This is a genomic window from Paenibacillus sp. KS-LC4 (genome assembly GCF_036894955.1).
GTDB lineage: Bacteria > Bacillota > Bacilli > Paenibacillales > Paenibacillaceae > Pristimantibacillus.
This window is the reverse complement of record NZ_CP145905.1, coordinates 698,542-719,886: the sequence shown is the minus strand read 5'-3', so window position 1 is coordinate 719,886 and position 21,345 is coordinate 698,542. Positions and strand designations below refer to the sequence as shown.

At 49.1% G+C, this 21,345-nt stretch carries 12 protein-coding genes; 5 read left to right on the top strand and 7 right to left on the bottom strand.

Translation table 11 applies throughout. The annotated features are described in order from the left end of the window. Nucleotides 1-22 precede the first annotated feature (22 nt). Complete coding sequence (locus tag V5J77_RS03100) at nt 23-895, top strand: S-layer homology domain-containing protein (RefSeq protein WP_338554331.1); 873 nt, start codon at nt 23-25, stop codon at nt 893-895. A 171-nt stretch (nt 896-1,066) separates the two neighbouring features. Continuing rightward, a complete protein-coding gene (locus V5J77_RS03095; RefSeq protein WP_338554330.1) occupies nt 1,067-3,022 on the top strand; it encodes an AraC family transcriptional regulator in 1,956 nt (651 codons plus the stop codon). Nucleotides 3,023-3,182: 160 nt separating this feature from the next. On the opposite strand, the gene V5J77_RS03090 is transcribed toward V5J77_RS03095, so the two are convergent. Next, complete coding sequence (locus V5J77_RS03090; protein WP_338554329.1) at nt 3,183-9,344, bottom strand: S-layer homology domain-containing protein; 6,162 nt, start codon at nt 9,342-9,344, stop codon at nt 3,183-3,185. Between the two features lie 117 nt (nt 9,345-9,461). Here V5J77_RS03090 and V5J77_RS03085 point away from each other — a divergent pair, with 117 nt between their 5' ends. Continuing rightward, entirely contained in the window at nt 9,462-10,175 is a 714-nt protein-coding gene (locus V5J77_RS03085) for a response regulator transcription factor (RefSeq protein WP_338554328.1), read from the top strand. A 128-nt stretch (nt 10,176-10,303) separates the two neighbouring features. Here the strand turns inward: V5J77_RS03085 and V5J77_RS03080 are convergent, their stop codons facing one another. The 4 genes from V5J77_RS03080 to V5J77_RS03065 form a co-directional block, all read right to left on the bottom strand. Continuing rightward, on the bottom strand, nt 10,304-12,280 hold the full coding sequence (locus tag V5J77_RS03080) for a sensor histidine kinase (RefSeq protein ID WP_338554327.1): 1,977 nt from the start codon (nt 12,278-12,280) through the stop codon (nt 10,304-10,306). 321 nt (nt 12,281-12,601) lie between these two features. Further along, entirely contained in the window at nt 12,602-13,573 is a 972-nt protein-coding gene (locus tag V5J77_RS03075; RefSeq protein WP_338554326.1) for an ABC transporter substrate-binding protein, read from the bottom strand. A gap of 103 nt (nt 13,574-13,676) precedes the next feature. Continuing rightward, on the bottom strand, nt 13,677-15,278 hold the full coding sequence (locus V5J77_RS03070; RefSeq protein WP_338554325.1) for an AraC family transcriptional regulator: 1,602 nt from the start codon (nt 15,276-15,278) through the stop codon (nt 13,677-13,679). A 146-nt stretch (nt 15,279-15,424) separates the two neighbouring features. Then, entirely contained in the window at nt 15,425-17,362 is a 1,938-nt protein-coding gene (locus V5J77_RS03065; RefSeq protein ID WP_338554324.1) for a helix-turn-helix domain-containing protein, read from the bottom strand. Between the two features lie 288 nt (nt 17,363-17,650). On the opposite strand from V5J77_RS03065, the gene V5J77_RS03060 reads away from it, so the two are divergent. Together V5J77_RS03060 and V5J77_RS03055 are read left to right on the top strand one after the other, a co-directional pair. After that, nucleotides 17,651-18,250 (top strand): GNAT family N-acetyltransferase, encoded by a 600-nt coding sequence (locus tag V5J77_RS03060; protein WP_338554323.1) that lies wholly within the window; start codon nt 17,651-17,653, stop codon nt 18,248-18,250. 14 nt (nt 18,251-18,264) lie between these two features. Beyond that, the gene (locus tag V5J77_RS03055) at nt 18,265-19,746 is read left to right on the top strand and encodes a methyl-accepting chemotaxis protein (RefSeq protein WP_338554322.1); all 1,482 of its coding nucleotides are present in this window, start codon (nt 18,265-18,267) and stop codon (nt 19,744-19,746) included. 130 nt (nt 19,747-19,876) lie between these two features. On the opposite strand, the gene V5J77_RS03050 is transcribed toward V5J77_RS03055, so the two are convergent. Both V5J77_RS03050 and V5J77_RS03045 read right to left on the bottom strand, forming a co-directional pair. Continuing rightward, complete coding sequence (locus V5J77_RS03050) at nt 19,877-20,626, bottom strand: (S)-benzoin forming benzil reductase (RefSeq protein WP_338554321.1); 750 nt, start codon at nt 20,624-20,626, stop codon at nt 19,877-19,879. Then, nucleotides 20,627-21,253, bottom strand: a complete 627-nt coding sequence (locus tag V5J77_RS03045) for a TetR/AcrR family transcriptional regulator (protein ID WP_338554320.1) — start codon at nt 21,251-21,253, stop codon at nt 20,627-20,629. Between the last annotated feature and the right edge of the window lie 92 nt (nt 21,254-21,345).

Below are 21,345 nucleotides of genomic sequence, written 5' to 3'. Positions count from 1 at the left end.
GTACCTATTCGTCGAACATTGCTTGTTATATTATCTACTGTTATTTTCAGATAATTGTAGGATTGGGGGAGCGCTAGCGGCAGAATTAACGGTCAAGGGTGTCTACGGCGATAAAACCTTTGAAATTACAAAATACAATCGTTATGTGCAGCGTTCGATTGCCATTCCAACTGGCATAGACCCAAGCAAAATTACAACGGGAATTGTCGTTGAACCGGATGGAACCGTACGTCATGTTCCAACAAAGGTCGTTAAGGAGGAACAGGCTTATTTTGCACAAATTAATAGCTTGACCAACAGTACGTATGCCATTGTATGGCATCCCTATGAGTTTAGCGATGTTGCTTCGCATTGGTCCAAAACTGCAGTCAACGATATGGGCTCGCGAATGATTATTGAGGGCGATACACAAGGACTCTTTCATCCTAACCGCGAAATTACACGCGCAGAGTTTGCAGCTGTAATTGTCCGAGAACTAGGCTTGCGCCTGGAAAACGGTGCGGCAGCCTTTTCAGATGTATCAGCCTCAGACTGGTATAGCTCTGCTATTTATACCGCTCATGCCTATGATTTAATCAATGGTTTTGAAGATGGAGCCTTCCGTCCAAACGACAAAATAACGCGGGAGCAGGCCATGGTGATTATCGCCAAAGCCATGACCATTACGAATTTAAAGGCTCAGCCTGCCAATGCCTCAGCTCAACAAACCTTACTCCCTTATAAGGATGCGTCCAAGGCTGCCGAATGGGCGAAAAACGGCATTGCCGACAGCGTGCTTGCAGGCATTGTATCCGGGCGAACCAGCACCGAGCTGGCTCCTAAAGCCTTTATCACTAGAGCAGAGGTTGCTGCCATTATGCAAAGACTGCTGCAAAAATCAGACCTGATTCAATAATTACAATGAGATCCACTGCAATAGGGCAGCCCTTCAAGTCATCCAAGATGGCTTTAGGGTCTGTCCTTTTGTTGTCTCTCCGCTAGTTGTTGATTATAAGAGCTGTCAACTATAATAGTACATACAAGCAACAAGCAGACCGGCATTTATTGAGAAGGCAGGTTTCGGAGGATGGATGTACATAATCATATTGCGATATGGAGCTACGCCTATTGCAGGCTGCTGGATGTTCGCCGAGTTATTTTGAAATTTGGTGAATCTACTCGACCCTACGTGGTCCCCGCCAGCCTGTTTATTATGTGTATACGCGGAAGCGCACAGGTGCAGGTTAACGGAGAATGGCATCCTTTAAGCCGTTTTACGATTTTGCATATGGGCAAAGGAGCAGCAATTGATTTTCAGGCTGGCGAGCACGGCCTTGAATATTATAGCGTCTACTATAAAGCAACGATTCCACAGCCTGTGCCGCAGTCAATAACTCAGCTTGCTGAGCGGCTGCGCCCTTTTCACACGTTATATGAACTTGCGCCTTCTCACCCCGTCGTTTTATATCGCTGCTTGACGGACATGCACAAGGATTGGAGCAAGGCGGAGGCGCTTGGACAGCTGCGTGCCAAAAACCTGCTACTTCAGTTCGTCCAAGAGCTATTCAATCAACTGAAGCTGCAGGGCACTCGTTCAGAAAAAAGCGATTTGGCCGCGCAAATCATTGCAATTATTCATAAGCAATATGCCGAGCCCATTACGCTTGAGTCTTTATCAGAAAGCCTAAATTACAGCGTTCCTCACTTATCCTCCTATTTTAAAAGCCGGACGGGTGTAAGCCCCATTGATTATTTGATCAAGGTCCGTATCGACAAGGCCGCCGCTCTGCTGCTTGAAACGGATGCCACGATAAGCGAAATAGCGGCTGGTGTTGGCTACCGTGATCCTTATTATTTAGGCAGACTGTTCAAAAAATATAAAGGCGTCTCTCCCTCTCTATTTAGAGCAGAGCATTCCGCCAAGCAAAGTTTAGAAGATTGTCCTGCTACAATCATGAGATTCTCCATTGCCCCTCAAAAAACGCTCCGCTATACTGATGGAGCTGATAACGATTATCAACGTAGCAAAGAGGGAGAGTCTGTCATGTTTAGTGAATTAAAACCGTCCATGGCGGCGGTACTATTACTCAGCTTTATGCTTCTTCTCAGCGCCTGCGGTACGCAAGCGTCTAGCAATAATGCTGCCACTGGTGCAGCAAGCTCTACTGAACCAAGCAGTTCACCGCAAGCAACGGCAACTGCCGTGCCTGAGCAAGAAGGAACTAAAACCGTATCCACCATTATGGGCGATATTGAAGTTCCACTGCATCCAAAACGAGTAGTGGCTGGAGAATATTTAGGCAGCCTGCTGGCACTCGGCGTCATTCCGGTTGGCACCTCCACCCATCATCTCTCCAATCCTTATCTAAGCGAAGCTTTAAAGGATGTAGAGGATTTAGGAGATGGGAACGGCAGTCTGGAGAAAATTGTTTCCATGGAGCCGGACCTGATCATTATGGATGACATGTATACTGAAATGAATGATCAGCTAAGCAAAATCGCGCCAACTGTCATTATTCCTTATGCTTCGCTTAAATCGGTACATGAGGAAGTTACTTATTTTGGCGAGCTGCTGGGCAAGGAGCAGGAAGCGACTGCATGGCTAGCCGACTACGATAAGCGCATAGCTGCTGCGAAAGAAAAAGTGCTTGAGGTCATTCCCGCAGACAGTACATTTTCCGTCTTGGAATGGATCGGCAAGGATGTTTCGGCGGTTGGCGCCAACTATGGCAAGGGCGGACAGCCCATTTACAATGTATTTGGCTTTAAGCCTCCTGCCGCAGTAGCTGCTGAGATAAGCGATCCAGGCTGGGCAACCCTTTCGAATGAGGTATTGCCTCAATATGCAGGGGATTATATTGTGCTCACGACCGATAGGCTATCTATTGACGATCTCAAAGCAGACCCGATCTGGTCCACACTCGACGCCGTCAAAAATGACCGGGTATTTATTTGGAGCAAAGAACGCTCCTGGTATTGGGACCCGATCGCCATTCTGACCCAAACGGGAGAGCTGGCTGACTGGCTTGTGAGTACGAAATAATGATTTAATAGGTTAAAGGATATGACTAATGGGGTAAATGTTTAGCTCCATAAAAAAGCAGCAGCAACGGGCTGAACGGGCCTGTGGCTGCTGCTTTTTTATGTTAACCCCTACGTGCCTAGTACTGCGCTGAATGACTAAAAATATTTAAAGCAAGTTTCTAGCCGGTACTCGCCCGGTCGGGATTACCGCTGAAATCGGTGTGATAGTTTTTCATTCCGACGTTGAAGGCAACCTGTCCTACGATTTTGAGTATTTTTAAAATATTGCTCCATTTTCCGTCGCTGACGCTCGTAGCAATCGTAGCGATAATTTCCGCAACGGAGAGGAGGACATCCAGGGAATAGTGAGAGAAGAAGGCGGACGCAATATCACTTGAGCTGTAATTAGCCTGGATAAGGAACATGATGGCAGGCTGCCATTGAATGCCCAAGTCGTGCATCAGTCCCGCTGCCCGATTCGCGCTAAGTCCCGATTCCTTCAAAACCATAAACGGAATGCCGTCGTTGCGACCGTATAGGTAGTCCCCGGCGTCTGCTGGCAGATCGGCCTTGATCTGATCGAAGAGCCCGATCTCGACTAGTGCCCGCAAGCCCCAGAACAGGTCGGTTTCCCTGTATTCGTCATTATCAACCGCCTTGATAAGGCTTTGAGCCAGCTCGTTCATTGACATATCCGTCCAGGAGAGCCGTATTGCCATGTAAGTCGACGTCCAGTTCGGAATTGGCGCCTCGATCTTTTTAAGGAACACATAGTCCAGCAGCAGTTCGTCCACCATTGACTTAAGCTCCGTGATAATGTCCTCAGGAGGGCATCCAACCTCCAGCAGCCCCATCGCCAGAACGGCGGGATCATACCAGCCCGCTCCGTACAAGTAAAGAGCGAGCACCTGATAGCGGGTATCCATAGCGTAAACGATTGGCGCGACTTCCTGTATGCTGTATCGCAGGCTCGCCATCGCAGCTGCCACCGAAAGCCCCGTTTCGCCACTGGCCTTCATCGCTTCCCCTAATTCTTCAAATGTATAACCGCCTGTCGTCCGCAGCTTCGAGAATCGATCCTTGAGCGAGTAGCCCCAGCCCTGAAGCATGCCCATCGCATATTTGGCTTCTAAACCGAGTCCGCGTACGGCGGCAATTGTCGAATCGTTCTTGGCATCGCTTTCTGGCCGATCCAGAAGCTGGCCGAATATCGTATAGATGCTGTACCCGCTCTCCGTCATTTTGGTGATGACATCGCCCGTGCTAGCATCAGGGTAGACGCTTCGCAGCGCCTGGTAGGTGCTGCTCGTGGACTCTCCGAGATTACGAAGCCACGTGGAGACGACACCAAGGTCGGTAACGCTGTAATTTTGCTTCAGGATGCTAGCGACCAGTATATTACGGTTGCCAGACTGATGGAACATGGCCGCCAGCACTTGCTCCTGCGAGTAGCCGCCATCCGCTAGCGCCTTTGCGATAGCCAGCTCATCGGTATAGCCGTAGTTGCTGCTAAGCAGCTTTCTTGTCATATACGCGTCTTTGCCATCCGTCTTCTCTTGTGAGGTGACAAAGGATGCGGCTTCGACGTTGAATACGGATGATATGGCCGTCAGAATTGTAATCGGCGTGGCACCTCCGGCATTCAGGTACACTCTAAGCGCGTCTCTGCTGGAGAGCTGATACTGTTCCTTAAGGACCGTGACAATCTGTACCGGCGTATAGCCGATCGTTCGGAAGATATTAACGCCTTTGGTAGGCGACGTTGCATCCGCGATATTTAAGCTTAAAGCAAGTGGATCAGTAACCTCGCTGTACAGGCTCCTTATGACGGCGTTCAGCGTCGCATAGGTTCCTTCAGAAAAGGCGTTGCCGGCGCAGAAGGCGTAAAAGATACCGCCGAGCACTTCATTTTGTGAATAACCGGCGCCCTGAAGCAGCATCGCGCTTTCAACCGGATCGGTCACATCATAGCTTGTGCGAAGCGCGTTTGCCGTATCGTATGCCCAGCCATGGTTGTCTCGCATTTGCCTCGCCATCGTCGCCTTGGAGTCCTGACCGAGCACTGCGGCAGCGGCATCAGCAATTTCCTCTGCCGAGTACAGGCCGGTTGCGGTGACGTTCGTAACCCCAGATTCGCCATATACTTTATTCGCAGCGAGCACAATCTCCTCCAGGCTATAGCCTGCGTTTTTCAGATCCTGAAGATTGCCAACAGAACCAAGAAGCAGGTAGGGGAGAACCTCAATGGCCGTATAGCCGTTTGATCTCCAAGAACTTGAACTGTAATTTGAATATGCGGACAAATTGATAAGGCTCCCCAGCGGCTCGCCCAGCCTCCTAAACATGGGTACGAGATTGGGATTCCCGCCATACACTTCCCGAACTCCGTTAATCAGGTCGCTATTGAACACCCCTGCACCAAAATTGGAGGAAAATCCGGAGCTGTACAAAACCGATGCGGCCTCTTCATAAGTCAAATCGCTGTACGAAGCCTTAATAATTCGCAGCAATTCATTCACTCTGCAAGCAGATCCGCAAAACGCGCTATTCGACGTTCGAATAACCTCCAGAAGCTCGGCCGCATCGAAAGAGAAGCTCGTCTTCAGAAGCTCGGCAATTTGCAATGAAGTGGCGAAGCGATAAGATAAATATCTTTTCATTTCCTTCGGTTCAAGACCTCTTGCCGCCAATACGCGGGGGATATCGTCAGCGCTGAATTTGGTCAGCGTCCGCCCGGTATCCGTTGTCAAATCCGTCATATCGTACATGAGGATGACAAAGCTTTCTGCGCCTCCTGAACGCAAGCTCGAATAGCGAATCATCTCGGACATGAGATTCGTCAGCTCGACTGCCGTGAAGCCAGCATCCTTAAACTGCAGCAGAACTCTGCCCATCTCATCTGTAGACATGCTATCTTGCCTGCTGCCAAACGGCCGCAAATACTGGGCAATTTCGATAACGCTAAAGCCAGCCTTAAGCAGCATATCCACAATCGTTTCTTCCTCGTCTCCAGCGGAGAAAATGTTTTTGTAGCCCTTGGAGGCGAGCAGTTCAGCGACCACTTTAATGCTATCGCCGGAACGCTTCATCCCGGCTGCGACTTCACTAATCGTGTAGTTGTCCCATAGCATGGCTTCAATTGAGCCGTCCAGGAATCTGCTCCCGCTATAAACGGTCGAGACCGCCTCCTCGACTTCCTCGGCCGGATAATGGGCATTCGCCAGATAGGAGATGAGCTCGGAAGCGGTCCATTCCCACTTCAAATACTGTGCGGCGACCTGCTTCGTTGTGTAAGCGGCACGAAGTCCTGCCCACCGTTCTTCCTGCGTAAAGCCGAGCGTGCCGCTGCCGATGACCTCAACGATCTCCGCGAACGTCATGCCTCTTAATGCAAGCGCGGCTACGATCTGGTCAGCGCTTGCTCCGTAGTAATCTTTCATGATTTTGGAAGCTGCATGCATATTAAAGCCTGCGTCGAGCAGCAGTGCCACTGCACGATACGCGTTGACGTTGAACAAATCCGCCGACTTCAGAATTTCACCGACCTGCTCCTCCGTATAGTTCGCGCGCTGCAGCGCCGTCACAATGGAAGATGGCGTGCTGGCCTTGCTCGCTTGCATCACGGCCGCCGCTTCACGGGCAGAAACGAATTTTTCGTTCAGGAAGGCTGCCAGTTCCTCTTCCGTCAAGCCGAATACTTGTCGCAGCGCCGCATACCTCTCGTTATTATCGAAGTAGCCCGATTCCTCATAGGCTGTGTTGATACCATACCCCTTGAATTTCATCGCCTGAAATAGATCCTTGGCCGTAATTCCCATATGCTTCATCGCCTTGCCGAATCCGCTATTCCCCAAGCTAATCAAGCCTGCTTCCTCCAGCGTAATCAGAGCATTGGTAACGCCGTACCCTTGTTCAATCAGGAATATAGCGGTCGTATCGGGGTAAGGGAAATAATTTTCCTCACTTAGCATTTTAACGACATCAATGCCCGAATAACCGCCCTCCAATAGAGCCGTTCCGATTTCCGCTCCGGTCAAGGAGCCGCCATTCTGCTCTTGCAGCGCGTCTGCTGCTTCAGCAGCCGATTTCCCTTCCAGCTTGCTGTAATTCACGATGCCCGCCGCTGTCGTTCCATCCATAATGCTGGTTGCCTTGAAGGCTACGAGAGGCTTGCTGTCAGTCGAGGTAACCGCCCCCGGCGTATACGACAGTTCAAAATGATCGGCACCTATCTCCGAGGCCAATGTGAGATCGACGCGCGCCCCGGAAACTTTCTCCGCTGAGACGATCGCGACTGCCTCTCCGCCGGATTTGACGGCAAAACCTGCGGGCGATACGGACAAGCGCGCAAGCTCTTTCGTGAAGAGCAGCGTCACCTTCCCGCCGTCCGGACTGAGTATCGCACCTGTGAAAGCCGTCAGATCCGGTATTGCAATTGTTTTACTGCTGCCGAAGCTGTAGCCGGACTTGGCGATGGACAGCGCATACGTATCTCCACCCCGAAATATGCCCGAATATTGATAGGTTGAGCCATTATCGGTCGTACTCAAGGCAGAGTTAAAAATGGTGTACCCCTCCGGATTTGTCAGAACCAGATCCCCCGTTGTAAGACCAGGCAACGGCGGAACAAGCGAAATGGTGAGTCCAGCCGTTGATGGATTGCTTACCGTTACCGATATAGGCGTCGCCGTCGACACAGGTGGTTCAGTCGGTGCAGGCGACGAGGTAGGTCCGGGTGATGCGGTTGTCGTTGACCCAGACGACCCAGACGATCCGCTCGACACAAGTGTCCCCTGCACCGTCTGCCCGCCGATTTGTGCGGAGATGCTCTGCGCAATCGCGACCTTATCTGGTTTTTGCGCCATCGTGACACCCGTTGCCGTAATCGTAGCGTTTGTGATTGCACCTTGCCCGGAAATGGTAGCCGCAGAGCCCACATTGAGGCTGGATACTTTCGCCGTTTCGTTCACTTCAATTTTTGCTCCCGCAGCGAGATCCGTCAGCGTCAAATTGTCGACGCTTCCGTCCGTAATCGTGACCGTTGCCGATGCGACGAGGACTACGTTCGGGAAGTTCCCGCTAAGCGTTACTTCCCCGGCTGTGGAAACCTCTACAGTGCCGAAGCTGGCACCGCCTCCGCCCACAACCTGCAGCGTGGCTCCCGTTGTTACCGTTGCTTGATCGACGGCTGTAGAGCCTTCAATTACGACCCTCACCTGGCCGTTTACCTTCGTAATAATAATTCGTGTGAGAGCGGAATCGAGCAGATGAATGCTGTTTTTGCCGCCGCCCTTCACAGTTGTTGTTCCTAGTACAGTGACACCATCCAGCGTGACATCGCCCTCGCCAATTCCCTCCCCGAGCACCAGATTGCCTGTAATGGTCACGTTGCGAAGGACGACATCAGGCGCGTCGATTGTCAAATCGCCGGCATAGGTTGCCTTTCTATTCTCGGGGCCGTATGTACCAGCCTTAATCAATGCAGTGGGCAAGTCGGCGGTATCCGTTCCACCAGTCGCCATCTTTAGCGCCCGATCCAGAATAACGACGGTCTCTGCCCGGCTAATTGGCTGAGTGGGTCTGAATGTATGATCGCCGTAACCGTTGATTAAACCGTCATTCAACGCAGCGCTGACTGCCCCTTTGCTCCATGCGGATATCTTGTTGCTATCCCCAAATTTATCGGCGGAGTCTGAGCCTGCTGTATCCAGCTTGAGCAGCTTGGCCAGAACGACTGCGGCCTCCTGACGCGAAACGGGGGCATCGGGGCGGAAGGAGCCATTACCGTCTCCTTGCATATAGCCTGCTGCCTGCGCCTTGGCAATGTCCGCTGAATACCACTTGGCCGCAGGGACGTCGTTGAACGCGCTTGATGCTTGCTCCGAGAAGCTAAACGCTCGGTTAATAATCGCCGCCAGCTCTGCGCGGCTAATTTTGTTATTCGGCTTGAACGTCCCGTCTGGGAAACCGAATATGAGCTGCTTGTCGATCCAATCTTCAATTTGCCCTTGTGCCCAATTTCCAGAAATATCGCTTGGCTGTGCGACCGGAGCGTCCGGTATTCCGGAGGTTCCGCCATTTGCAAGCATTGTCGACAAGGCGGCTGCAAGCTCAGCCTCCGCTTCTTTCGTTGCTGCACTGGCTGTACCGTAACCAGGCATCAAGCTAGTGAGCATAGTAACAACAAGAAGCAAGCCTATCCACTTTTTAATCTTAAGCGACATTACCGATATCATGCCAATTCCCCGTCTCCCCTGTTCCACTCGCTCATTTTTGTCGAATGGCAGGCTGTTTTGTTCCATTTTATCGAAGCGAGGTGAAATAGAGGTAAAATGCCGCAATCAGATCTCATCTCCCTGTTGCCTGGGTGAGATCCAGCCGCTAATATAGAATAGAATCGCGGCAGAAAAAATGAGTATGGCCTATTGCAAAGGCTTGCCGCATAGGGGGCTGCAACAGTGACAACGATTCTGACGGTAGATGACGACCGCGAAATTCAGGATATGCTGAGCATCTTTTTGTCAGCGGAAGGCTTTGAGGTATGGCAGGCGTATGACGGGGAACAATGTCTGAAATATTTGAAGGAGGGCGGGCCTCAGCCCGATCTGATTATTATGGATTTGTCGATGCCTGGGATGGATGGCGTGGAATTATGCCGCCGTGTTCGCGGCTTATATGATCAGCCTATTTTGTTCCTGACAGGCAATACCGAGCGGGAGCAGAGGCTGCAGTCGCTTCAGGCTGGCGGCGACGATTATATCACCAAGCCCTTTGATCATCTGGAATTGCTGGCAAGAGTCAACGCGCACTTGCGCTGGAGCCAGCTTTTGCATACATACAAAAATCCGCAAAGTCAGGGAAACCAGCTTAGCTTTCCTGGACTGGAAATCGATTTGGAGCGCCTTACAGTATGTGTCGGGAAGACGCCTGTCCTTCTGATGGCCAAGGAGTTTCATCTGCTCATCGTTCTGGCTCGGAATCCGCGCAGAGTTTATCACCCCAGGCAACTGTACGAGCTGGTCTGGAGCGATCAAGCCGCATACAATCCAGATGTAATCAAAACGCAAATCTATAATCTCCGCAAAAAAATAGAACCAGATGCCTCAAGTCTGAAATATATTCACACCTTAAAGGGATTTGGATACAAATTTGAGCCGATGACTTCGTCATAGCCACTTCGTAATAGCCCGCTGCACTGAGCACTTGCAAAACGCAAAAGCTGCGCCAAATTCAAGCATGGGGCATGGGGCCGCTCTATGTCTTCATAGTCGAGACCAGTAAACAATGCCGGTTCGGACAACTACTGGACCTTCGGAATGGTGAAGGAAAAGCGACTGCCTCTTCCCTCGGCGCTCCAGACGCTGATTTGGCCGCCATGACGCTCAATTATTTCCTTCGTTATGGCAAGGCCAAGACCGCGTCCGCTCATCTTATCCTCCATGTAATGCCGGTGAAATATAAACGGAAGGCGCTCTGCAGCGATGCCTTTCCCAGCATCCTCTACCGTCAACGTTACCCAGTGGTCATCTTGCGTGGCCTTTAGAACGATTAATCCGCCAGTGGGAGTAAACTTGCACGCATTGTGCACAAGGTTCACAATAGCTCGCTTGATGGCATGCGGGGCAATAAGTACATCCGCATCCTCCTGCACCTTCACAATGGTTTCGCATCGCAAATTGCCATAACGAATATCAGCCGCCATTTCAGCGAAAATATCGTCAATCCACTCTGCAAACATTACCATCTCCAAGCTCTGAGGGCTTTCTCCCTCTTCAATCCGATTCATTTCGTCCAGAAAATGGTTAACCTCGATAACCTTGCCATACACATTATCTAAAATCTCCTGCTGTCGCTCAGGCTCCTGAATCAGCCTTTGCTTTAGCGCCTGAATGCCTCCCTGAACATAGTTGAGGGGCCCTCGGATATCATGTGAAATGTTCTGCAGCAGCCGTGTGCGGGATTGCTCGGCGAGAATCAGCTCGTCATTGGAGCGCTTTAGGCTTTTTGTCTGCTCCTCTACCTTTATTTTTAGCGTCTTGTTCCAGTTGGCGAGCGTATTCGCCAGCTCCTTCTGCACGCGATGCTGCTTCTCGCGCATTTGAGCGACCTGCTCATATAGAACAATCGACATGATGATAAACTCGATGACTGATCCAAATTGCATCCCAAAATGGGTAAACAGATTATCGGGCAATACGCCAGTTGAAAGCAGTGAGCTTGGCAATGCAATGGCATACAGCGGCAATATGGCGATCGTCAAATGACGACCAAGCCAGCTGCCCCGCAGAGCGCAGCCCACGACTATAACCGGAAGCATAAGGATGGCGGTAATTTTGAAGCTGAACCAGATGAACGACAGGCCATACATATAAAAAAATGCGTTGCCGATTGCCCCGACCGGGCACAACCAGATCATGACACGGCATAAACGGTCCAGAAACGGAGAAAACGCGACCGGCTTTAAAATCCTCCGAGTTGCAATAAAGCCGAACCAGATGCTCAGAACAAAAAAGAACTCATACGTGCTTACAGGGCTTGCAAAAAGAATACCGCCGCCCCCGGTCGTAAACCAGTTTTCTCCGAGCAGTTGCAGCGCCAGTCCGTCCCAGACGAATTGAGAGGCGCTGTAGCATAAAATATATAGAACATAGAAGATATATGATGAATTGCGAATAGAAGCATAAAGCGACAGCATGTACATGACAATGGTCAAAATAATGCCATAATACAGGCCGTACAGCACAAATTCCAAGGATGTTTTTTCATATATCGCATCGGGCTCCGTTAGACGCATCGGAATAATAAAGGGGCCAGGCGTCTCGAACCGCATATAAATTGTTGTATCCAAGTGGGCAGGCAATTGAAGGCTGTATGAAGGGTAGTGATGTCGAATCCGTTTCACTTCGGCGGACGAATACACGTTAAAGTGATCCATAAGCGGGTTTTGCAGGCTCAGCTGCCAGTATTCGCTTCTGGATTCATTACGAATTGTAATTTTCATCCAGTACACAGATCTGGTGTAGCCAAAGGAGCTTTTGCCCTCGACCGGCACGAACTGATTCTGCAACTTCGGCGACTGCACATCCGTCAGGCTCCATGAGCCTTCCTTGTCCTCCAGAATCGCCATGTTATAGTTGACGGAATACACGCCTGCTCCGTCTCTTGCAATCAGCTTCGCAGCAGCAGCGGTATCGTCTCCAGCGTGTGCCGTTTGCACAATGCCCGTGCTGAATACCCACATCGCAAGGATGGCCAGGAAGCACCACTTGATTCGCATATTCAATTCCTCTTTCCCACATCGTTTATTCATTCTTCCGGCCTACATGGCTCCGGCGCTTTTTAGCATAACGCCCGTCCTGTCAAACGTCAAAGCTTTTCACCCTGTTTCCGGTTGCTCTCGTTGTGTTGGAACGAAAATGAATGAATTCGAAATCTTTCTTTGCTACTTTACCTCCATTTCACTTTGAACAAATAATATGAAAAATGAAAAAGTGGTTTAATCAGTCAGCTTGGATTTCAATATTATCGGTAGGGATAATAGAAAAAAGCTGCCCCCAGCAAAACGCCAGAAACAGCCTCATCTATTTCAAAAAATGAATTATGGCGCCAATGCTGCAAGCACATCATCCATTTTACTGCTGTCAGCAATCGGTCCACTCTTCATCCACGTCTCAAAATTAACCTCGTGAATGTTTCCGCTCTTAGCTGCTTGAAGGCCTTTCCACAAATTGCTTTCAAGCAGTTCTTTCGCTTGTTCCTCTGCCCCCGTATCTATGGTGAGAAAAATATGATCCGCATCCAATTGCGGGATCATTTCCATCGCCAAGTTGACCACCTTCTCCCCTTTGTCCAGCACGAGCTCCTGAACCAGCTTGCTCGGCTTCAGCTTAAGCTCGTTGTACAAGACAGGCCCAGCATAACCCGGTCCTCCGTAAAGTCTAAGCGACTTGGCGTGAACACGCAGTATCGCAACCGTCTCCTGGCCGATAGAAGCTTTAAGAGTAGCTGCCGCTTCCTCCGCTTTTTTATCATAGGAGACAATTACATCTTCCGCCTTGTCCTTTTTGCCAAGCAGGTCGCCTAGTGTCCGAATCGTCGAGCGCCAGTCTGCGCGCGCATCCGTGAAGGCATACATTGGAGCAACCTTGGATAAATGCCCATACTGCTTCTCCTCATACACATTGGTCAAAATCAAATCGGGCTCCGCCTTCACAAAAGCCTCGACATCCCCTGCAATATCAATATCCTCTACTGTGAGCCCTAAATAGTCTTGTCCGCTCCATGTGCCGATTCTGGATTTACGGATTGGCGTAACGCCTAGTGCTGTCAATTCATCCTCTAAATAAATACCAATGATTTTATTCGGCTCCGCCGGAATCGTAATTTCATGCCCAATCTCATCTGTTACAACGCGCTCCTCGTCTATGCTCTTCTCAGTTGCTGCAGCTTCGGTTGCCATAGGCGTACTTTCTGCTCCGGCCCCCACAGCGTTTCCTTCCGCTGCCCCGCAGCCCGAAATCAAAATAATCAGCACCAGCAGCATGCTGGGCACTAAACCCGCCTTAAACATCTTTCCAACCACTCCTCAAATATAATGATAATCGTTATCACTATATTCTTTTTTCAATGGTTTCCCAAGGACAAATCGACTTTTTTTATAGGATTTTTGTGTCCTAAGAGTTAGTAGCGAACAGGCGCAGCGCCTCCGCAATCTTTAGCTTATCCATCTCCATGCCGCTGCTCATCCACGTATAATAATCGGCTAGATAAACCTGTCCCTTTCGGACAGCAGCAAGCTCCGCCCATATTTCTCCACTCATCATAAGGCCCGCTTCTTCCTCCATGCCGGGATCAATCACGATCAGCAAATGCTCGGCATCCAGCGCAGGCAGCAGAGAAGGCTCAAGCGAAGCCCACCATTTATCCCAAGTTAGCTGCTGGACAAGCAATGGCGGCTGCAAATTCAAATCGCGATAGAGTATCGGCCCGACAAAGCCCTGCTTCGGGCCGCCGTAAAGGCGCATTTGCTGAGCATGAAATCGCAGCATCGCTACGCTCGCACGCCCTAAACTTCGGCTTAATTGCTCGCGTGCCTGATCCAGCTGCTGATCAAGCTCCTCAAGCAGCTTCACCGCTGCCTCGCTTCTTCCCAGCAGCCCTGCAATTTCCAGCAAATCCGTCCGCCGCTCCCTTCTCCACGTAACAGCTACAGTTGGTGCGATACGGCTGAGCAACAATTCCTGATCAGGATGAATATAATCGCTGCACAAAATCAACTCCGGCTGCTGCTCCTCCAGCAGACTCGCCTCACGTACACCAAGCTCTGTCTCTGAGCTTCCTAAATGAAGCGAGCCATCCAAGCGCCCGCTCAGTGGATGAGCCGAATCGATCATAACTGCGGACGGCACAACGCCGAGCGCCAGCATGCAGTCGATAAACGGGGGATACAGGCAGACGACCCGCTGACGCGGCTGCTTCTGATACACTGTAGGCGAGACGCCGAGTACATTTTTGAACACACGGCTAAAATAATAAGGCTCTCCAAAGCCGGTATATTCCGCAATCTCGCTCATTTTGTCCTTTCCTTGGATAAGCGCCTTCCTCGCATGATTAAGCCGGACTCCTGTCCAATATTCCTGAGGTGTCTTGCCCAGCTGCTTCTTAAAGGCTCTTGAATAATATGGCGCGCTCATACCGGCCATTTCCGCCATTTTATCCCGCGATAGCGGCTCATGAAAATTCCGCTCCATGTAGCAGGCGGTTCGCAGCAACGCTTCCGCATGACTCAAATCACGCTTCTCCTCAGCATCCTCAAACAAGCTGTAAAGCAGCTCCTGAAAATCAATATGCAGGCGGAATCGCTCCAGCTCACCTTGATTCAAGCGATTCACATACAGCTCCTTCATGCGGTCAATGAGTGGTCCGATTGCACGCTTGGACAGCTCTGCCTGATAACAAGAGGCAGTTGAATCAACCTGCAACAAATCATGCTGAAAAACAAGCTCATACAAGCCGATCGCCTCTTCATCCGCTGCATGTACAACGGCATCAATGCCTTGTAGATTGATGAAGAAGCTGCCCCGTCGTAACATTTGCCTGCTTCCTCCCGCTCCGTTAACCAGCATGCCTTCGCCGCTTGCTACGAGCACCAGACAGCCGCCCTCTTTATTACTCAGCTGAATATGCTGATTTCCCTCTAACCGCTCATATTGAATGTGCTCCATTCGTACATTCGCCGCGACGAGTGCCAGCATCATTTTCCTAACCTGTTCCATATGCTTCACCTTGTATATATTTAATTGGAATGGCTTATATAATTAAAACCTTACCAAAACAATCGGAATGAAGCAAAAAAGTCCGGGAGACGAGCACCCGGACTTGCAGTCTTGCTTTTGTACATTGTGTTCCTAATTACACCTGTTTATTTTTGCGCCTTCGCTACTTTTTCAATCATTTCATCAACCGCTTGCTCCGCCAGATAAGGACCATAGTTCCATTTATCGCGGCTTACGTTAATAATCCGATTATTTTTTATCGCAGGAATTGATTGATACAGCGGCTCCTGGAACAGCTTATTCATTTCCACTAATTCCCTATCGGTCATTTGCGTAAAGAAATAGTCAGCCGGACGATCAGCTAGCGATTCTATGGAAAGTGCAGCTCCACCATCTGCATAGGGTTTAAACTGCTCTGGCATCTGATAGCCGAAATCCTCATAAATCAATTTGCCAAGCGTACCGCCTTCGCCGCCAAGAAGCAGCTCTCCCTCGTAAAGAATGAAGGTGATCGCCGTTTCGCCAGGTGCTACTTTTACTTCAAGCTGATCGCGGACGCTTTGCAGCTTCGCTTCAAATTTAGTAATCCACGCTTCCGCCTCTTGCTTGCGATTCATAATGTCGCCCATGTCCCGCAGCGTTTGGATAACATCTGGATCTCCGCCCCATGAGACAGCAATAGTCGGCGCAATTTTCTCAAACTGAGTGTAGACTGAAGCATCATAATATTCCGGCAAAACAATTAAGTCCGGCTCAAGCGCTGAAACCGCCTCGACGTTCCCTAAACCTTTGCCGATACTTGTGACACCTGCAAGCTCCTCTGGATAAAGATCAAGCACAGACTGATCCACACCAACTGGCTTTAAGCCAAGCGGCAGCAAATAGCCGCCGTAAGTGATCACAACCACTTTGCTAGGGTTCGATGGCATTTCCACCTCACGCCCGAGTGCATCCTTATACATTCTTGTCGTTGCTTCCGATGCTGCATCAGCCGTGGCGCTTGCATTAGGCTGAGCATTGCTGCCTTGAGCACTCTGCTGAGGCTCTGCGGCTGTACCACCACATGCGGCAAGCAGCAGCGACAAGCTAAATAATAATGTTACGGCAAAAGATGGCTTAAAACCCCACTTCATTTCGTTCACTCTCCATGCATTATATTGATAATGATTCTCGTTATTATCAATATAGATTTGTCCGGCTTGCGGAGCAATGTACGATTCGGGCATGATTTTCGGACGAATTGAACCAATTGCGCTAAGATTAAGCTTTTTAAACTGAGTAGGCGTTACTCCTGTCAGCTTCTTAAACAAACGATTGAAATAATAAATATCGGTATAGCCTACCTTCTCAGCGAGGCTGCGAAGCGGCGTATCTGTCTCAGTAAGCAAAAATTTTGCTCGATTGATCCGCGTTTGCATCAAATATTCCATTGGACTACAGCCGAACCTGCGTTTGAACACCCTTGCCAAATAATGCGTGCTGTAATGGAACTTCCCAGCCATCGTCTCCATCGTTACCGTTTTAGGAAAATACTCATGAATGTACTCAGCGATTTGCTCCGATAAATCCGGCACGGCTGCTTCGGTTTTCACCATTTGCAGTTGACGAAACTGCTCCACTACGAATTGATAGAATATTCCCGTTACCTGAAGCCGATCCAGCTCCTCGCTGCTTTCCCACAGCTGAAACATCTGCTCCAGCAATGACAGCAGCGACAAGGCATGCATCACCTCAAAGGCATAACGCTGCCCGAGCACATCCTGCTGTTCAAAATTGTCCTGCTTTGCCTGCTTGCCTATCGCACCAAGTGGTTTATATAAAACGAAATAATAGTCAAATGACTCTTCCCCGCACCATATGTTCAGGCTGGAGCCTTTTCCACCATGCAGCAAACAGCCATGATCGCAAGGCACATTCAGCTCCTCCATTACTACTCTGGCATTGCCCTGATTGGCATATATAAAAGCATTTGCAGGAAGGCGATAGGCTAAACGCTTCTCTCCCGGCTTCATCGTAATATAGCGAATATCCAGCACTTGAACAGGCCTTTGATTCCATACTTGAATCATATTCTGCCATTCCATAAAAACACCTCGAAACGAAAATGAATGCTGAACCTGCTCCCTTAATTATAAAGGATAACCTTACGTCAGCAAGCCCGTCAGTCCTATTACTCTTCTTTTTTAGCAGACTGCTCCATTTTGAAACCCTCAGTATGTAAAGAAATATGGGATACTAAACAGATGAACTTTTTTACTAAATAAAAAGCAAATAATGTTTTACCTGCATGTACATTATTAAGTGAATTATCCCGATAAATATATTATATACATAGAACACTTGGTAAATAAAAACCAAAGGAGAGCATACGTATGTTTAAGCGAGTGGAGAATGAGCTGGAGCTGGCGATGTTTAATGGGGTTTGGACTACCGTCTGGAGGGAAAAAGGATTTGATCTTGAGTTTTCCGCTCATGCATTAGAGCGACTTATGGTTGTCACCGAGGAGGGTCATTATGTAGGCACGGCGGAGCTTAAGCCTTATAGTGCTGCAAGCACGATCAACGAAACCGGATTTTTTCAGGAGCACCCGGAGCTAATACTCGCACAGGGAGAAACCGCGGAAATTGACAAAATTGCCTTATTAAAGCCATACCGTGGGCAGCAATATATTTCGGAGCTGCTCTCCTCCCTTATTTATACCGCGGAGGAACGGCAGATCAAGTATTTTGTTTCCTTGCTGGAGCCTGTATTTTCACGGGCATTGCGGGTAACTTTCAAGCTGCCGTTAGACAAGCTCGGAGAGAAGGTATTTTATAAAGGAGATTATGTCGTTCCCATGATCTTTAATGTGGAGCAAATTTATGCGAATAAACAAAAATATGCTTGGCTTTCCTATTCGCAGCAGACGTTCACTACACAAATAAGCAACGCAGGAGCTAGAGAGGAATCAGCTGAGCTGTTTAAATTATAAAAAGGTGGATTAGTATGAAGAGAACATTGACGGAGCTTGATAAACGGAACCGCTTGTTAATAAAAATACTATGGGGCGTGCTCGCTCTAGGAATAGCCACAGATATTGTCATCGGTCTGGATAAAAGTATCATTCTGTTCCTTGCCTTAGTTGGCGGCGGTATGAGTGCGGCAGCCACTTTTATGACCTATAGGGGCATCCTTGCAGCCTACATTAAGTATATGGTTCCATGCATTTTAACGATAATTGTCTCCTTTCTTATCATTTCCGACCCGAATCCCATCGTAAGCACCTATTTTTTAGTTTATGTTAATCTGGCTATCATCACCTTGTACGCCGATTATCGGCCAATTATTTTCACAGGCGTACTGGGAGCTGCACTGAGCACTTATTTATTTTTGGACCCTGTGCTTCAGCCTAAGCTTTTCCCAGGGGAGTCGCTTGCCTATTTGTTTTTGTATTTAATGTTTGCAACAGGGGCGCTGGCATTCTCGGCCAACTTTACCCAGCGGCTGCAAAAGCAGGTTACAGACAGGCAGCGCGAGGCAGAAGCCTCCAAGGATATGGCGGAGGAACTGCTGAACAAGCTGAAATCATCCATTCTTGTGCTTACCGAGTTCAGCAGCAGCCAGCAAGCGACGGTTCGTTCAACTGGAGAAATCTCCAAAGAGGTGACGGTGACCTTCTCGTCCATGTCGGCTGCCATTGAGACGCAAACGGGAACTATTATGAATATTAGCGATACGACACAGTTGATAGACACATCCGTCAAGAGCTTGCTTGATGGAACGGAATTATTGCGACAATATTCAACGGACAATGCCGCGTTGACCTTGGAGAACAGGGATCAAATGGCTGCCCTGTCAGACGAGATTGAGCGTGTTAGAGAAATTATTACGCATACCGTCGAGATGATGAATCAGCTTAATGAGCAAAATGACCGCGTAAGCTCGATTGTAGGAACGATTGGCGAAATTGCGGAGCAGACGAATCTGCTAGCGCTAAATGCCGCTATTGAGGCGGCACGAGCAGGTGAGCATGGCAAAGGTTTTGCTGTCGTATCCGACGAGGTGCGCAAGCTCGCCGATCATTCAAGAACGGCGACACACGAAATTACGACGATTTTATCCGGTATCCGTGCGCAAATCAGCGCTGTTCACGCGCAGGTAACAAACGGACAAACAGCCGTTACCACCAGCAGGGATGTTTCGCGTCAAGTACAGCAGCTTATTGATCGCATCGGCGAAAATATGGAGCTCGTGAGGCAGCACTCCGATACAGTAGGCAATTCCGCAGGCGATCTGCATGAGCGTTATACAAGCATGGCCGATGAAATGGTCAATATTGCAGCTACGACTGAACAGAATATGGCCTCCGTAGAAGAGGTTCATGCCAGCATGGAGACGCAGGATATGAAGATCCATACGATGGTGCAGGAGTACGGCCAACTGGATCAATTGTTGTCAGAGCTCAAGGCGATGGTAGCAAAGCAGTAGCCTGATATACGAATGATTCATCCGTTTGATCAATCCTTTCGCTCTTCGTTTTCTAAAATGAACAAGAAAGCTAGCCATTAAACGGTTAGCTTTCGCCGTTTATATATTCATAATAATCCACTCTCATAGATTACATATTTTCAACCACAACGCTGCTGCCAAAATCTTCACTGAACAGCAGCTCTATTAATTTTGCCGCCGTATATTCAGGTGTTTGCAGCTTGCCCTCTTCTGCCATTTGAATGAATTGATCAACGTAGGGGAAATCTGCCTTAGATGTCGCTCGTATCTCCGCTTGCATCCCCGTATCAATCATCCCCGGATAGACAGATACTACCTTGGCCGGATACGGCTGATTCAGCTGCTCCAAGCTCACGCTTTTGGAAAAAGAGTCCACACCCGCTTTCGAAGTGCTGTAACAGCTTTGTGAGGGCAGCAAATAACGGGCAGATCCGGACGAAATATTCATAATCCGCTTATCCCCTTCATATTCCTTTGTATGCTTGAGGAAATTTGCAGTCATAATCATTGGAGCCAGCAAATTAATGCTCACATTTTCAATCATGCTTTGAGCTGAATTTAGTTCGATTGGTGCCACTGGAGCCAGCATCCCCGCATTATTAATTAAATAGAAGCCTGTTATTTCTATGTCCTGTGGAATCATGCTGAACAGCGCCGTGAACATTGGCTCAATTTGCAGCAGCTGATTCAAATCAAAAGGATAATAGGTCATACTCGTCTTGCTGTGAATAGCCCGCTCGATCAGCTGTTCATTTTCCGTCCGCGATAGGCAAAATAAATGATGCTCCTCTGTCATTAATTGCTCCGCCAATGCTTCCCCAATTCCTCTTGACGTGCCTGTTATAAAAAAGATTTTCATTTAGCCACTCCTCCCTATTTTGCTTATTTTATGCTCCTCTTTGGCCGCGTCCAGCAGAATGCTGTCGACCGTTTCGCCCCAAACTCCCTGATAGTCCATGACCACCTTCATCATCATGCAGCGGGATAAATTATCAATGACCAAGGCGAGCATATGGGCTTTGTACGCTACATTTCGGGGGGCGACCACCCCTAACTCTACGCCTTTCACCAGCAGGTTATGGAATCCATCCAAAAATTCCTGCTGCATATCGGTAAGGCGAGCCCGGTACAGCTCATCTCGCTCGGCAAGCATCATAAACTCACTTAACACTCGTAGCGAGGCCAAATGCTCCTTGCTGCCATCCGGGAGCATATGCAATCCGCCCTGATATAACGTTTCTCTAAAGCTTGCGCTCATAACAGGCTCCTGTTGAAAATATTTACCGAACTGATGATTTCGAAAAATATATTCATACGTCCGGCTGACCAGCTCGTCCTTCGTCGCAAAATGATAATAAATCGACGGCTTCGTAATGCCGACTTTGCCAGCAATCATGCTTAAGCTCGTTCGTTCGATCCCCTGCTCGGCAAAAAGCTCAAATGCCGCCTCTATAATTTGATTCGTTGTAAGCTCTTTTTTCTTCAATCCGCCCAACTCCTTTATTCCACTCTGTTGGAAATGATTATAAGCGACAGAAAAACGATTCGTCAATAATCTAACTACCGATAGTTAAAAAA